Origin of the sequence: Paenibacillus sp. MABNR03, assembly GCF_050455445.1 — a bacterium.
Lineage (GTDB): Bacteria > Bacillota > Bacilli > Paenibacillales > Paenibacillaceae > Paenibacillus > Paenibacillus xylanilyticus.
Genome location: NZ_JBCIYR010000001.1, coordinates 175,107 through 188,463, shown reverse-complemented (window position 1 = coordinate 188,463; position 13,357 = coordinate 175,107). Strand labels below are relative to the sequence as shown.

The window sequence follows — 13,357 nt, the reverse complement described above, 5'->3', positions numbered from 1 at the left end:
ACGTTCCGTTCAATTCCTATTCCCGGAGCTGATGAACGATATCGTTTATTTGTTTGTTGTTATCAATGGAGACACCTGCGCGCTCCAGTGCATTTTGCAAATCTTCAAGATTGCGGCTGCGTCGTTCATGCTTCTCCAGCAAGCCAAGCTTGCTTTCGTAATTTTCCAGCACTTGTTCAGCACGCTTGATATGCTCGTATACCGCCTGGCGGCTGATCTCAAACTCGGCTGCAATCTCACCAAGGGAGAAATCATCATGAAAGTAATATTTCAGAAATGTTTGCTGTTTCTCGGTAAGCAAACGTTCGTAGAAAGCAAACAGCAAGTTAATCCGGTTTGTCTTCTCAAGCCGGTTTTCTTGACTCATATCGGGGCACTCCCTTCGTCAAGGAAAAACACTTTACACTCTTGCAACGTTCCTAATAATACCGAAAACAATTCAGGTTGTCAAGCAAAAATACTTGTCACAATAAAAACCTTCATTTTGCACTCATTTTTCGTACCTATATGATTAATCTTAGCCATTCCTATACAGCAGAATACGACCTGCTGCATCCTTTATATAGAACAAAAAAACGAATGGGTCTCCACAGATGGAGCCGATTCGTTTTACACTATCTATCGTGTTCTAGCGAAGTGGTGTCAGGTACAGCAGTACCATAAAGAAATGAAGAATACTGCCTGCCAACACAAAGAGATGCCAAATCGCATGGTGATACGGAAATCCACGCCACACATAAAAAAGCGTACCCAGTGTATACATCAGACCTCCAGCAACCAGCAGCACGATTCCGCCTGTAGGAATGGCAGCCATAAGCGGTTGCCAGGCAATAACGATGAGCCAGCCCATCGCAATATAGAAAATCGTTGACATGAATAGAAACCTTTTCGTAAAAAACGCCTTAAAGATCACGCCGAATAATGCGATTCCCCAGATTACCCCGAACAGGGTCCAACCAAGTGTGCCGCGAACAGCAATAAACAGAAGCGGAGTGTACGATCCCGCAATAAACAAATAAATGGAAGAATGGTCGAAAATCTCAAATAAATCTTTCATTTTCCCATCTTTCCATGCATGCACGAGTGTAGAGCTCGTATAGAGCAGCAACATGGTGATCCCGTAGATCGTGAAACTGACCACATGCCAAGCCGTGCCTTTCATACTCGAGAATACAATCAACAGCACCAGTGCAGCTACACTGAGCGCGGCGCCGATTCCATGAGTCACCGCATTGGCGACTTCCTCACGACGGGAATAGGTATAGGTATTGGCCATATCAACCGTCCTTTCTAGCCCTTTAGCCTTGCCTTCTTTATTCCCATTATACACGTATTGCCAGTGACATTACACGTGACACTTATCACGTATATCACTGGCAATACCGTTAACGCTATTAAATCATCCTATTTATTAATGGTTCTAAGAACTTGCTTCCTCATCTTCTGCGTCCTGATCCGGTTGCTCTTGGATCAGTCCAGCAAACAACGCATGCACGAATTGCTCTGAGTCGAATGGCTGCAGATCATCAATTTTCTCACCAAGACCTACCATCTTCACTGGCAGATCCAGTTCCTGACGAATGGCAACGACAATACCGCCTTTCGCCGTACCATCCAGCTTCGTCAGTACGAGGCCAGTCACGCCGCTTTTCTCCCCAAACAGTTTGGCCTGATTCAATGCATTCTGTCCAGTTGTCGCGTCGAGAACCATCAACACTTCATGCGGAGCTTCCGGGATTTCACGCTGAATGACACGATAGATCTTGTTAAGCTCCTCCATGAGATTGGATTTGTTCTGCAGACGGCCTGCCGTATCACAGAGCAAGACATCTGCACCCCGCTGTTTGGCTGCCTGCACGGCATCGTACATGACCGCAGCCGGATCTGAACCCGCCTGCTGCTTGATGACTTCAACACCGGCACGTTGACCCCATACCTCAAGCTGTTCAATCGCACCGGCACGGAACGTATCGCCAGCAGCCATAATGACTTTTTTGCCCTGCTGTTTGAAGCGATGTGCCAGCTTACCAATCGTTGTCGTTTTACCTACGCCGTTAACACCAACAAACAAAATGACGGTAATGCCATCCGGGTTCATCTTCAGTTCGTTATTCTGTTCGCCGCGCAGCAGGTCGGTCAATTTTTCGGACAATACAGGCTGCAACTCAGCCGCATCTTCGATCTTGCGCTTTTTGACCTCAACGCGAAGGTCTTCGATCAGATTCATAACCGTATTTACCCCAACATCCGCTCCGATCAGGATTTCTTCCAGTTCCTCATAGAACTCCTCATCGATTTTTTTGCGGCGGATGACAAGATCGGACACTTTCTCCACAAGCCCTTTACGCGTCTTTTCGAGTCCATCCTTGAACTGTTTTGTCACGGACTCCGTTTTGCTTGCAATGCTGTCTCTTAGCTTTTTAAAGAAACTCATAAAGCCCCTCCATCGTGTACGTAATCTTAGTGCGGTTTATTTTTTTATTAACAAGTTCCTCGTTCATATCCATTCTATTTAAGCACTAGCAATTTCGGCTTCCTCATCTTCCAGTCTAACCGAAACCAGCTTCGATACTCCGCCCTCTTCCATCGTGACACCATATAGAACATCGGCTTCTTCCATCGTGCCTTTCCGGTGAGTAACGACAATAAACTGTGTTTGTTCAGAGAATTCGCGCAAATACTGGGCGAAACGCACCACATTGGCTTCATCCAGCGCTGCCTCAACTTCATCCAGCACACAGAATGGTACCGGCTTAACGTGCAGGATAGCGAACAACAGTGCCATCGCCGTCAATGCCCGTTCTCCACCCGACAGCAGCTGCAGGTTTTGCAGCTTTTTGCCTGGTGGCTGGGCCACGATATCAATTCCGGTTTCCAGCAGCCGTTCCGGGTCCATGAGAACCAGGTCCGCACGTCCGCCGCCAAAGAGCTTGGTAAATACGGTACCGAATTCACGGCGGATTGCATCGAACGTTGTCTTGAAACGTTTGGCCATCTCATCTTCCATTTCGCGGATGACTTGATATAACGTCGTTTTGGCTTCCACCAGATCATTTTTCTGTTCACTAAGGAACTCATAGCGTTCATTGACCCGCTCGAATTCCTCAATAGCGCCAAGATTGACATCACCCAGAGCCGAGATGCTGCGCTTCAGCTTCTGTACCTCTGCCTGAGTGCTCTCCACATCTTCCGGTACGGGGTATCGTTCTTTTGCAAGTTCATAACCGAGTTCATAATCATCCATCAGCTTGCGCAGTATATTTTCGAGTTCAACGTCAAGCCTGTTGACGGAAATTTCCGTCTGGCGCAGCTGCTCCTCTACTGCTTTTAACTGTGTACGCTGTTCCTTTGTTTCACTCTCCGCGAGTTCCAGCTTCTTCGACAGTTCGCTTCGTGCGGCACGTTTGAAGTCCAGCTGCTCGGAAGCTTCCGCTTTCTTCAGCTTGAACTGGTTGAGATCTTCAATCTGTTTGACGCTCTCCACCTGTGTTTTCTTCAGGTCTGCTTCCATGGATGCCAGCAGCGTCCGGTTCTGACGCAAATCTTTGACCAGAGATTCGACTTCCCGCTCCAGCCGGCGCAGCTGCTCCTCATTCGAGAAACGCTCCTGATCCAGCTTACCTTCTCTGACTTTCAGTTCAGTCAACTGGCTTTGCAGCTCTTCCTTCGCAGACTCATTTGCTTTGCGGGCGAACTCTGCAGCATGAATGGCACGGTGAGTCGCCTTCTCTTCCTCTTCAAGCTGCTCCAGCTTCTGCACAGCTGCTGCGCGTGCGGTATCCATCTCTTTGATCTCTTCGGTGAAGCCGCTCTTCTCCTGACCGGCAACAGCCACCTGTTCCAGCACGTGACGGAGCTCGTGCTCGACCTGTTTCATTTCCATGGATGCCTGCTGTTCAGCATTTCGTGTATCGTCACCCGACTGACGCAGCTCGTCCAGCTTGTCCTGACATTGCTCCAATTGGGTTTTCACATCATCCACACTGCGATGCAGCTTCACAATTTGGTTTTCGGTATCCAGAATATCCTGATCCAGTTGATCCAGCTGCCGTTTCCGGCTGAGCAGACTCACATTCTTTTTATGCTGGCTCCCCCCTGTCATGGAACCACCGGCATTAACCACATCCCCTTCAAGGGTCACGACGCGGAATCGGTACTGACAGCGGGCAGCAATTTTATTGGCGTATTCCAGTGTTTCGGCAATAATAACATTTCCGAGCAGGCTTCCAATGATATTGGCATAACGGGAATCATATTGTACGAGATCAGCACCAATGCCTACAAAACCATCCATGCCTTCAATCATCGAACGCTCACCGGAACCTACCGTACGTGGACGAATAACATCCAACGGCAGGAATGTGGCTCTACCCAGCTGACGCTGCTTGAGAAAAGCAATGGCTTGTCTTGAAACCGACTCGTTTTCCATAACAACGTGCTGCAAAGCAGCACCCATTGCGGTTTCTACAGCCAGTTCAATTTTTTCCGGTACTTTGACCAGTTCAGCCACAGCTCCATGTACACCACTAAGAGTGCCTTTACGCGAAGCTTTGAGGACTTCTTTGACCCCCAACATAAAGCCGTCAAAATCATCCTGCATCTCTTTCATCGTATCCCGGCGAGACACCTGGGCTTCCCGTTTCTGTTCCCACTTGCGAACCGTGCTGCGACTCTCTTCCAGCAGCTTCTGCAAGGATTGCAGACGTTCACTTTCGGTAATATATCCGCCGCGCAAATCGCTGATTTCCTTACCTAAACGGACAACTTTTTTCTCGATATCCGCTTTTCGGGCTTCCAGCGTTCCCTTCTGCTCTTCCCACTTGCCGGATTCCTCGGTTGCCCGGTTCATTCGACGCTCGAGCGATTCTTTCTGCTGATCTGCATATCGAATCTCATTGCGCGTTTGAGCCATCTGGTTCATCAGTTCCAGCAAATTACCCTTGAGGCTTTCCTCCTGCTGCTGACTGATTCCTCCAGTAACCCCTATGAGTTTCGCTTCCTCTTCAGAAAGGCGATTTCTCACTTCATCAAGCTCCTGTTCCAGCTTGCCAAACTTCTCGCGTAATGCAAGCAGCTCAGTCTCACGCTCCCGGTGTCTTTCCTCACTTGCAGCCAGCGTAACCGTTAACTGCTCATGATTGGTTTGTAAATGGCGTGAACGCTCCTTGAGCAATTCTCCATGCCCTTCACTTTTCTCCGTTGCTTCACTGAATTGCAGCAAAGCGGATTGCAGCTGTTCCGTCTCCGTTTCCAGAATTCGCAGTGCATTCCGGTCGCTTTCCAGCTTGGCATCATGGGTGGAGACAATTGCAGCCAGGCCGACCTCTTCTTCTTTTAACGACTGTAACCGCTCGTTCGCCTTGCTCCAGGATGCATGAATCTGCTCGATCTGGTACACGTACATGGAGATTTCCTTCGATTTGAGCTGTCCACGCAATTCCTTGTAGTGAATCGCTTTTTCCGATTGTTCTCGGAGCGGGCCAATCTGGTCCTCCAGTTCTGTAACCAAATCATGAATACGCAGCAGGTTTTGCTCCGTCTCGTCCAGTTTGCGTGTAGCGTCACGTTTACGCGATTTATATTTCACAATACCGGATGCCTCTTCAAAAATACCTCTGCGATCCTCGGAACGGGTACTCAAAATCTCCTCGATACGTCCCTGTCCGATAATCGAGTAAGCTTCCTTTCCGATCCCGGTATCCATAAACAATTCCGTTATATCCTTCAAACGACAGGACTGCTTGTTGATAAAATATTCGCTGTCCCCGCTGCGATGTACACGACGAGTCACCGTCACTTCACCAAAATCAAGGGCAAGTGCGTGATCCTCGTTATCCAGCGTCAGGGACACTTCACCATAATTGACGGCTTTCCTTGCATCACTGCCAGCAAAAATGATGTCTTCCATCTTGCCACCCCGCAGCGATTTGGCACTTTGTTCTCCAAGTACCCAGCGAATGCCGTCTGAAATATTACTCTTGCCACTTCCGTTCGGACCTACAACTGCAGTAATACCACGAACGAATTCCATTTCTGTTTTGTCGGCGAATGACTTGAATCCACCCAGTTCAATCCGTTTCAGAAACATAGGGTATCCCGTCACCTCCTCTTGCTTATTTCAAGTGTTCCTCCAGCGCTAATCATGGATCAGGGATGAATAAAGCTCCCGAACCCTCTCTTTACAAAAAAAAGAGCAAAAAGCAGTCCGGCCGATAATCTCCGCCGGGGCGGACCCGAGGGGCTGCTCTTTGCTCTTCGTTTGTCTATGCGCTACCCGGTAAAACTCAGGCTTCCGGAAGCTTTAATCGATCAAGCGCTGCGGATGCAGCCTGCTGCTCGGCTTCCTTTTTGGAACGTCCTGTACCTCGGCCAAGCCGTTCTTGGCCCATATGGACCTCCGAGACAAACTCACGTTCATGGGCAGGGCCCCGTTCTTCGACGATCCGATACTCCAGAGCTCCCATATTGTGATGCTGAGTGAGTTCCTGCAGTTCCGTCTTGTAATCGCTCATCTGGAGCTTACCGCCCAGAACGATTAACGGAAAAACATGCTGGTCCAGAAACGTTCTGACTGGCTCCAGTCCCTGATCCAGATACAATGCACCGATGAAAGATTCAAACACATCAGCCAGCAAAGCCGGCCGTGTTCGTCCTCCCGTCAGTTCCTCACCTTTACCAAGAAGTACATACTGCCCAAAACCAAGTGCTTCTGCAAATTTGACGAGGGAAGGTTCGCAGACAATGGATGCCCGCAGCTTCGTTAATTCACCTTCCGGACGGTTAGGATACAAATGATACAAGTATTCCGATACAGTCAACTCAAGCACCGCATCGCCCAGAAATTCCAGACGTTCGTTATCCTGGTGCTGACTGAACCGGTGTTCGTTTACATAAGAAGCATGGGTAAACGCTTGTTTTAAAAGCTGCCTGTTGTCAAATTTGATTTGAAGTTTGTGTTGTAACTGCTTCAGATCTTCACTCAAACGAACTAGCCCCTTATGCTTCAAATTTTTTGAGAATAATGGTGGCATTGTGACCGCCGAATCCAAATGAGTTGGACATGGCAACATTCACTTTGGTTTCACGCGGAACATTTGGCACATAATCCAGATCACATTCCGGATCCTGATTTTCCAAATTGATCGTAGGTGCGAGTGTCTGATGAGTCAGCGACAGTCCGCAAATTACAGCTTCCACGCCACCGGCTGCACCCAGCATGTGACCTGTCATTGATTTGGTAGAACTTACTGCGAGCTTGTACGCATGATCACCAAACGCCTTCTTGATTGCAAGCGTTTCGGATCTGTCACCCACCGGAGTTGAGGTACCATGTGCATTGATGTAGTCCACTTCTTCCGGTTCAATTCCCGCATTGCGAAGTGCCATCTTCATGCAGCGTGCCGCTCCATCCGGATCCGGTTCAGTCATGTGATGCGCATCGCCCGTAAGGCCGTAACCAATGACCTCACCATAAATACGTGCACCGCGTTTCTGAGCATGTTCCAGCGATTCCAGAACCAGGATACCTGCTCCTTCACCCATAACGAAGCCATCACGACCTGTATCGAAAGGACGGCTTGCCTTAGCCGGCTCGTCATTGCGGGTCGACATTGCACGCATTGCACAGAAACCAGCCAGACCCGTTGGTCTGATTGTTGCCTCGGCACCACCACAGATCATTGCATCTGCATCTCCATTAGCAATCAATTTGAAGGAGTCTCCAATGGAGTGTGTTCCTGTCGCACAGGCTGTGACTACGTTGATGTTCGGACCTTTTGCTCCAAGAGAAATCGACATTTGGCCAGAAGCCATGTTGGAGATCATCATGGGGATGAAGAATGGGCTTACCCGTTTTGGACCTTTTTGCAGCAATGCATTATGCTGGTCCTCCCAGGTTCCCAGTCCGCCAATACCCGATCCGATGGATACACCAAACCGCTCTGCATCAATGTTCTCATCGATCTTCAAACCGCTGTCTTCCACAGCTTTGAATCCGGCTGCAACGGCAAACTGAACAAAACGGTCCATTTTGCGGGCATCCTTACGATCCATATATTCATCCGGGTTGAAATCCTTAATTTCGGCAGCAATTTGTGTCGTGTATTCACTCACATCAAAGGCCTCAATCTGAGAGATCCCGGACTTACCTGCCATTAAACTTCCCCAGAACGTTTCCAAATCTTTTCCGAGCGATGTCATTACGCCCATTCCGGTAATTACTACTCTTTGTTTCAAACCGACTCACCTCTATATCGACTGCTTTACGCAATTATTTTGTGGGAATATCCGCAAGCGGATGTTGACCAATCAGGATCCGAAAACCTCGTTTGGCCAGCATCGCTGCGGAATGAGAAAAACCAATGAATGATGAGAAGTCCCGCCTGTTCGAAAACAGGTGCGGGACTGAATGACTTTAGGTATGAGATTGTATGTAGTTTACAACTTCACCTACGGTCGTGATTTTTTCTGCATCTTCATCAGAGATTTCCAAATCGAATTCATCTTCCAATTCCATGACCAATTCCACTACATCCAAAGAATCAGCACCCAAATCTTCTTTGAAAGATGCTTCAAGTGTAACTTCAGCTTCGTCTGCGCCCAAGCGGTCGACGACGATGCGTTTTACACGCTCCAATACATCGGACATCCGGTTCACCTCCTCCTTGGTATTATACGAGAATCGCAGGCAAAATGCCATAGAAGACATATGCGGCTCCCGGCCGGGGAATCCGGCCTTTTTCCGGCATTTCGGATCGTCCAGCGCCTGTTCCCCGACTGTTGTTCAAGTCCGGGAAGAATTACATGTACATGCCGCCATCGACATGCAATGTCTGCCCTGTCATATACGATGAAGCTTCCGAAGCCAGGAACGTAACAACTCCGGCGATTTCATCCGGCTGTCCCAGTCGGGACAGCGGAATGCCACTCAGCATACCATCCACCAGCTCCTGTGACAATTCCTTGGTCATATCCGTCTCTATAAACCCTGGTGCAACACAGTTAACCGTGATGCCCCGGGAAGCCAGTTCACGAGCGGATGCCTTGGTCAAACCGATTACCCCCGCCTTGGCAGCAACATAGTTTGCTTGTCCGGCATTACCCAGAACACCCACAACAGAGGATATATTGATGATTCTGCCAGAGCGTTGTTTCATCATAGGACGAGTTACAGCCTTAAGACAGTTAAATACACCTTTGAGATTGGTCTCAATAACCTGGTCAAACTCTTCCTCTTTCATGCGCATGATCAGATTGTCACGTGTAATCCCTGCGTTATTAATCAGAATGTCGACGTTGCCCCATGCTTCAAGTGTAGCCTTTACCATTTGTTCAGCTTCATCCATTAAACCAACATTGGCCTGGATGGTCATGGCCTGAACTCCTTTGGCGCGAATGGCTTCCGCCACTTCTTCGGCTGCAGCCTGACTGCCTGCATAGTTTACCGCAACATTGGCGCCGGCTTCAGCCAAAGCGAGTGCAATGCTGCGTCCGATTCCACGGGATGCACCAGTAACCAGCGCGTTTTTACCTTCTAACGGTTTAGACAACATAATTCCTCCTTTCCCCAAATAACCTGTGATTCAATCACTTCAATGCAGCTGCGGTAGCTTCAAGCGTTTCAAGACTGTTTACATTGTACAATTTTACGGATTTATCTGTTTTTTTAATCAACCCGGTCAGTACACTTCCGGAACCAATCTCAATGAAGGTGTCTACACCCTGCTCAATCAACCATGTCACACTGTCTTCCCATAAAACCGGAGAATAGACCTGTTCTGTCAACAATTGTTGAAACTGTCCATTTTCAGCAGGTCTTGCCGTCACGTTTGCGACTACAGGAACCTTGGCTGGAGAGAATGTTACGGTTTGCAGCTTGTCTGCAAGTTTCTCAGCAGCCTCCTTCATCAGAGAGGAATGAAAAGGACCGCTCACTTCCAGTGCAATGGCACGCTTGCCGCCAGCTTCCTTCACCCGTTCCGCTACGGCAGCTACACCTTCTTTGACACCGGAAATAACAATTTGACCCGGACAATTCATGTTGGCAAGTTCAACCGTATGACCGCTTTCGGATACGTCCCGGCAAAGCACCCCCAGCGCTTCCCGATCCGCTCCCAGTACTGCAGCCATCGCCCCTTGTCCGCCTGGTACAGCCTGCTCCATATACTGGCCACGTGCCCGGACAATACCCACAGCATCCGCAAACGATAGAACGTCCGCTGCAACGAGAGCACTGTATTCACCCAGACTGTGTCCAGCCGTATAGTCAGGCTGAATCCCTTTTTCTCTAAAAGCTTCAAGCAAAGCGATGCTTGCTGTCAACAGAGCCGGTTGAGTATTTGATGTCTGTTTCAACTCGGCCTCCGGACCTTCAAACACGAGATTACTCAGCGAGAAGCCTAGTGTTTCGTCTGCTGTACGAAAAATTTCAGTTGCCGCAGGCACGGACTCATACGCGTCCTTCGCCATGCCTACCGCCTGTGATCCCTGTCCGGGAAATACAAATGCTATTTTACCCATCAGATTCATCTCTCCCAGCTGTCTAGTTTACCATACGAGTACAGATGCACCCCAAGTCAGTCCGCCTCCGAACCCAACCATTAGTATGGTGTCTCCGGCTTTCATGCGGCCTTCCTCAGCAGCTTCCACCAGAGCAAGCGGGATTGACGCTGCTGAAGTATTTGCGTATTTGTCTACGTTAACAACCACTTTTTCTTCAGGAAGCTCAAGACGCTGCATGGCGGATTGAATGATTCGAATATTCGCCTGGTGAGGAACAAAAAGATCCACATCCGTACGGCCCAAACCTGCTTTGCGAAGAACTTCATCTGTTGCAGTTCCCATAACACGCACGGCAAATTTGAATACTTCACGGCCATTCATGTAAATGTAATGTTTTTTGTTTTCGACTGTCTCTGCGGAAGCAGGCAAACGGGAACCGCCGCCTTCCAATTGAAGCAGGCCGCCGCCTGCACCTTCTGCCCCAAGGTCAAATGACTTGAATCCGCGGCCTTCCGGCACTTCTCCAACGACTACCGCGCCTGCTCCATCTCCAAACAACACGCAGGTGTTGCGGTCTGTATAATCCGTGATTCGGGACAGACAATCCGCGCCAATAACGAGTGCATTGTTATACATGCCACTCTGGATAAAGCTGGTTGCAGTTGCAAGTCCATATACGAAACCTGAGCATGCAGCAGACAGATCAAATGCCGCTGCCCCTTTGGCACCAAGCTTGTCCTGCAAAATGCAGGCTGTAGAAGGAAAGGCGGAATCCGGCGTGATGGTTGCAACAATGATCAAATCCAGATCACTGCCTGTCATTCCTGCGGATTCAAGTGCCTTAATGGCTGCCTCGTACGCCAAATCCGAAGTCGCCTGATCAGGAGCAGCGATATGACGTTCCTTGATTCCCGTGCGGCTGACGATCCACTCATCATTCGTATCAACCATCTTTTCCAGGTCACTGTTTGTCAAAATTTTCTCAGGTACATATTTCCCTGTACCGATAACCCCTACCGGGCGCAAATTATTCATGTCGTCACTCACTTCCCGCTAATTTCCTTAGATATGCTCTCCACCAGTTGGTTCTGAACTGCGATTCTTGCTTGGCGAACTGCGTTTTTGATGGCATTGCCATCCGCTGATCCATGACTTTTCACAACGAGTCTGCTCAAGCCGAGAAGCGGCGCACCGCCATGCTCGGTATAATCCAGTTTCCGTTTCAGACCGCGCAGCTCAGGCATGAGCACGGCAGCGGCCAGTTTGCTTTTGAGCGACGATGAGAACTGCTCCTTAAGCAGCGCGAAGATGGCACCGGCTGTGCCTTCCAGCGATTTCAACAATATGTTACCGGCAAACCCGTCACACACAAGCACATCACATGCACCTGTCAGTACATCACGAGCTTCCACGTTACCAACGAATTGAATCGGAAGCTGCTCCAGCAGCGGATAAGCATGCTTCGTAAGCTCATTCCCCTTGCCCGGCTCTGTTCCAACATTGAGCAAACCCACTCTAGGAGAGTTTACGCCTTGTACCTTCTGCCGATACAGGCTGCCCATAAGTCCATACTGTGCTAAGTGCTCGGGCTTCGCATCCATGTTCGCTCCCAGATCAAGTGCAAGCACGCCCACATCATCTATGGTTGGAATCATCGGTGCAAGCGCCGGACGTTCAATGCCTTCCATACGACCTACCACGAGCAGCCCTGTTGTCATTAGCGCTCCGGTATTGCCTGCAGAGATCATGGCATCTGCTTCGCCTTCCTTCAGCATGCGGCCCGCGACCACCATAGAGGCATCCTTCTTGCGACGAACCGCCTTCACAGGTTCATCATCAGAACCAATCACCTCTGAAGCGTGACGCACAGACAGGTTGGCTGGCTTGACGGCTGACTGATTCAAAATCGGCTCCAGCTTAGCTTCATCGCCAACAAGCACGATCTGTGTATCCGCCCATTCCGTAGCGGCAGCAATTGCACCTTCTACCGTTGCCTTGGGTGCATGATCGCCTCCCATAGCATCAATGACGATTTTCATTCCAGATGACCTCCCTCTAGGCTGTCTTCTCCACCAGAACGGTAGATGACAAAGTTGCCTTGAAACACCATTTCCTCACCTACATAGGTGAACACTTCAACTTTCGCTTTTCCCTTTTGACCCGAGATCGATCTGACATAAGCTTTCGCAATACATTTTTCAGCCAGATGAACCGAACGGACAAATCGAATATCGGCCGAAGCCGTTAATGCAATCTCATCATTAATGACAGCAACCGCCAGGGAGTTGGCCTGGGCAAATACATAGTGACCACGAGCAATTCCCGTTCTCGAAAATACATGCTCTTCCTTGATCTCAAACAAGGATATCCCACTTTTGTCCAGCTGCAAATCCACAATATCACCAATAATCTCATGCAGAGGCAGAGAGCGCACCTGATCATACGAACGTTCCGCCATCAGTTTCATTCGTTCCCGAAGCTCTGGAATCCCAAGCTCCAGTCGGTCGAGGCGAATCGTTTGAATACTCACCTTCAACTGCCGTGTAAGCTCCTGATCCGTCACAAATGGATTGTCTTCGATCATTTTGGTCAATTGCTGCTGCCTCTGTCTCTTCGGTACACGTTCGATGTCTGACACCCCCGCTGTATCGTTTAAGAAAGCGTCCCATGCCGGTCCGTTCTATCGTCTTATATTAATCTCTATAATTACACCCCTGATCGCCAGAGGTTTCATCACACGAATTATGGTCCTTGTCTATGTAACCCCAAATCTTAGAACCTGGTACTAAAGTACAGTATATCTCATCCTGTGTCAAAAAGAAAGGCTGGCGGGCAAAAACCATTCTGCCCGGGATCG

Annotated in this window: 12 protein-coding genes; all 12 read right to left on the bottom strand. The window is 49.2% G+C overall.

The annotated features are described in order from the left end of the window. Positions 1-16: 16 nt before the first annotated feature. Entirely contained in the window at positions 17-367 is a 351-nt protein-coding gene (locus AAIH57_RS00720) for a putative DNA-binding protein (RefSeq protein ID WP_095287857.1), read from the bottom strand. Positions 368-628: 261 nt separating this feature from the next. Then, complete coding sequence (gene trhA / locus AAIH57_RS00715; protein ID WP_064639088.1) at positions 629-1,276, bottom strand: PAQR family membrane homeostasis protein TrhA; 648 nt, start codon at positions 1,274-1,276, stop codon at positions 629-631. Positions 1,277-1,420: 144 nt separating this feature from the next. After that, positions 1,421-2,434: a signal recognition particle-docking protein FtsY gene (ftsY, locus tag AAIH57_RS00710; protein WP_095287858.1), complete on the bottom strand. Its 1,014-nt coding sequence runs from the start codon at positions 2,432-2,434 to the stop codon at positions 1,421-1,423. 78 nt (positions 2,435-2,512) lie between these two features. Continuing rightward, positions 2,513-6,088 (bottom strand): chromosome segregation protein SMC, encoded by a 3,576-nt coding sequence (gene smc, locus AAIH57_RS00705; protein ID WP_430020242.1) that lies wholly within the window; start codon positions 6,086-6,088, stop codon positions 2,513-2,515. A 196-nt stretch (positions 6,089-6,284) separates the two neighbouring features. Further along, positions 6,285-6,983, bottom strand: a complete 699-nt coding sequence (gene rnc / locus AAIH57_RS00700; protein ID WP_095287860.1) for a ribonuclease III — start codon at positions 6,981-6,983, stop codon at positions 6,285-6,287. A gap of 13 nt (positions 6,984-6,996) precedes the next feature. After that, positions 6,997-8,235 (bottom strand): beta-ketoacyl-ACP synthase II, encoded by a 1,239-nt coding sequence (gene fabF / locus AAIH57_RS00695; RefSeq protein ID WP_413033984.1) that lies wholly within the window; start codon positions 8,233-8,235, stop codon positions 6,997-6,999. A gap of 178 nt (positions 8,236-8,413) precedes the next feature. Further along, the gene (acpP, locus tag AAIH57_RS00690) at positions 8,414-8,647 is read right to left on the bottom strand and encodes an acyl carrier protein (RefSeq protein ID WP_024630176.1); all 234 of its coding nucleotides are present in this window, start codon (positions 8,645-8,647) and stop codon (positions 8,414-8,416) included. 151 nt (positions 8,648-8,798) lie between these two features. Continuing rightward, complete coding sequence (fabG, locus tag AAIH57_RS00685) at positions 8,799-9,548, bottom strand: 3-oxoacyl-[acyl-carrier-protein] reductase (RefSeq protein ID WP_430020241.1); 750 nt, start codon at positions 9,546-9,548, stop codon at positions 8,799-8,801. Positions 9,549-9,585: 37 nt separating this feature from the next. Further along, positions 9,586-10,518: an ACP S-malonyltransferase gene (fabD, locus tag AAIH57_RS00680; protein ID WP_430020240.1), complete on the bottom strand. Its 933-nt coding sequence runs from the start codon at positions 10,516-10,518 to the stop codon at positions 9,586-9,588. Positions 10,519-10,545: 27 nt separating this feature from the next. After that, on the bottom strand, positions 10,546-11,535 hold the full coding sequence (locus AAIH57_RS00675; protein ID WP_430020239.1) for a beta-ketoacyl-ACP synthase III: 990 nt from the start codon (positions 11,533-11,535) through the stop codon (positions 10,546-10,548). Between the two features lie 8 nt (positions 11,536-11,543). Continuing rightward, positions 11,544-12,539, bottom strand: a complete 996-nt coding sequence (gene plsX / locus AAIH57_RS00670) for a phosphate acyltransferase PlsX (RefSeq protein ID WP_175396099.1) — start codon at positions 12,537-12,539, stop codon at positions 11,544-11,546. Further along, positions 12,536-13,084, bottom strand: coding sequence for a transcription factor FapR (gene fapR, locus AAIH57_RS00665; protein ID WP_239299296.1), 549 nt, complete (start codon positions 13,082-13,084; stop codon positions 12,536-12,538). Before fapR ends, plsX begins: the two co-directional genes overlap by 4 nt. Positions 13,085-13,357 lie beyond the last annotated feature (273 nt).

Coding starts and splice junctions, on each gene's coding strand:
- AAIH57_RS00720 (WP_095287857.1), bottom strand. CDS start 367: ATGAGTCAAGAAAACCGGCTTGAGAAGACAAACCGGATTAACTTGCTG.
- trhA (WP_064639088.1), bottom strand. CDS start 1,276: ATGGCCAATACCTATACCTATTCCCGTCGTGAGGAAGTCGCCAATGCG.
- ftsY (WP_095287858.1), bottom strand. CDS start 2,434: ATGAGTTTCTTTAAAAAGCTAAGAGACAGCATTGCAAGCAAAACGGAG.
- smc (WP_430020242.1), bottom strand. CDS start 6,088: ATGTTTCTGAAACGGATTGAACTGGGTGGATTCAAGTCATTCGCCGAC.
- acpP (WP_024630176.1), bottom strand. CDS start 8,647: ATGTCCGATGTATTGGAGCGTGTAAAACGCATCGTCGTCGACCGCTTG.
- fabD (WP_430020240.1), bottom strand. CDS start 10,518: ATGGGTAAAATAGCATTTGTATTTCCCGGACAGGGATCACAGGCGGTA.
- AAIH57_RS00675 (WP_430020239.1), bottom strand. CDS start 11,535: ATGAATAATTTGCGCCCGGTAGGGGTTATCGGTACAGGGAAATATGTA.
- plsX (WP_175396099.1), bottom strand. CDS start 12,539: ATGAAAATCGTCATTGATGCTATGGGAGGCGATCATGCACCCAAGGCA.
- fapR (WP_239299296.1), bottom strand. CDS start 13,084: ATGATCGAAGACAATCCATTTGTGACGGATCAGGAGCTTACACGGCAG.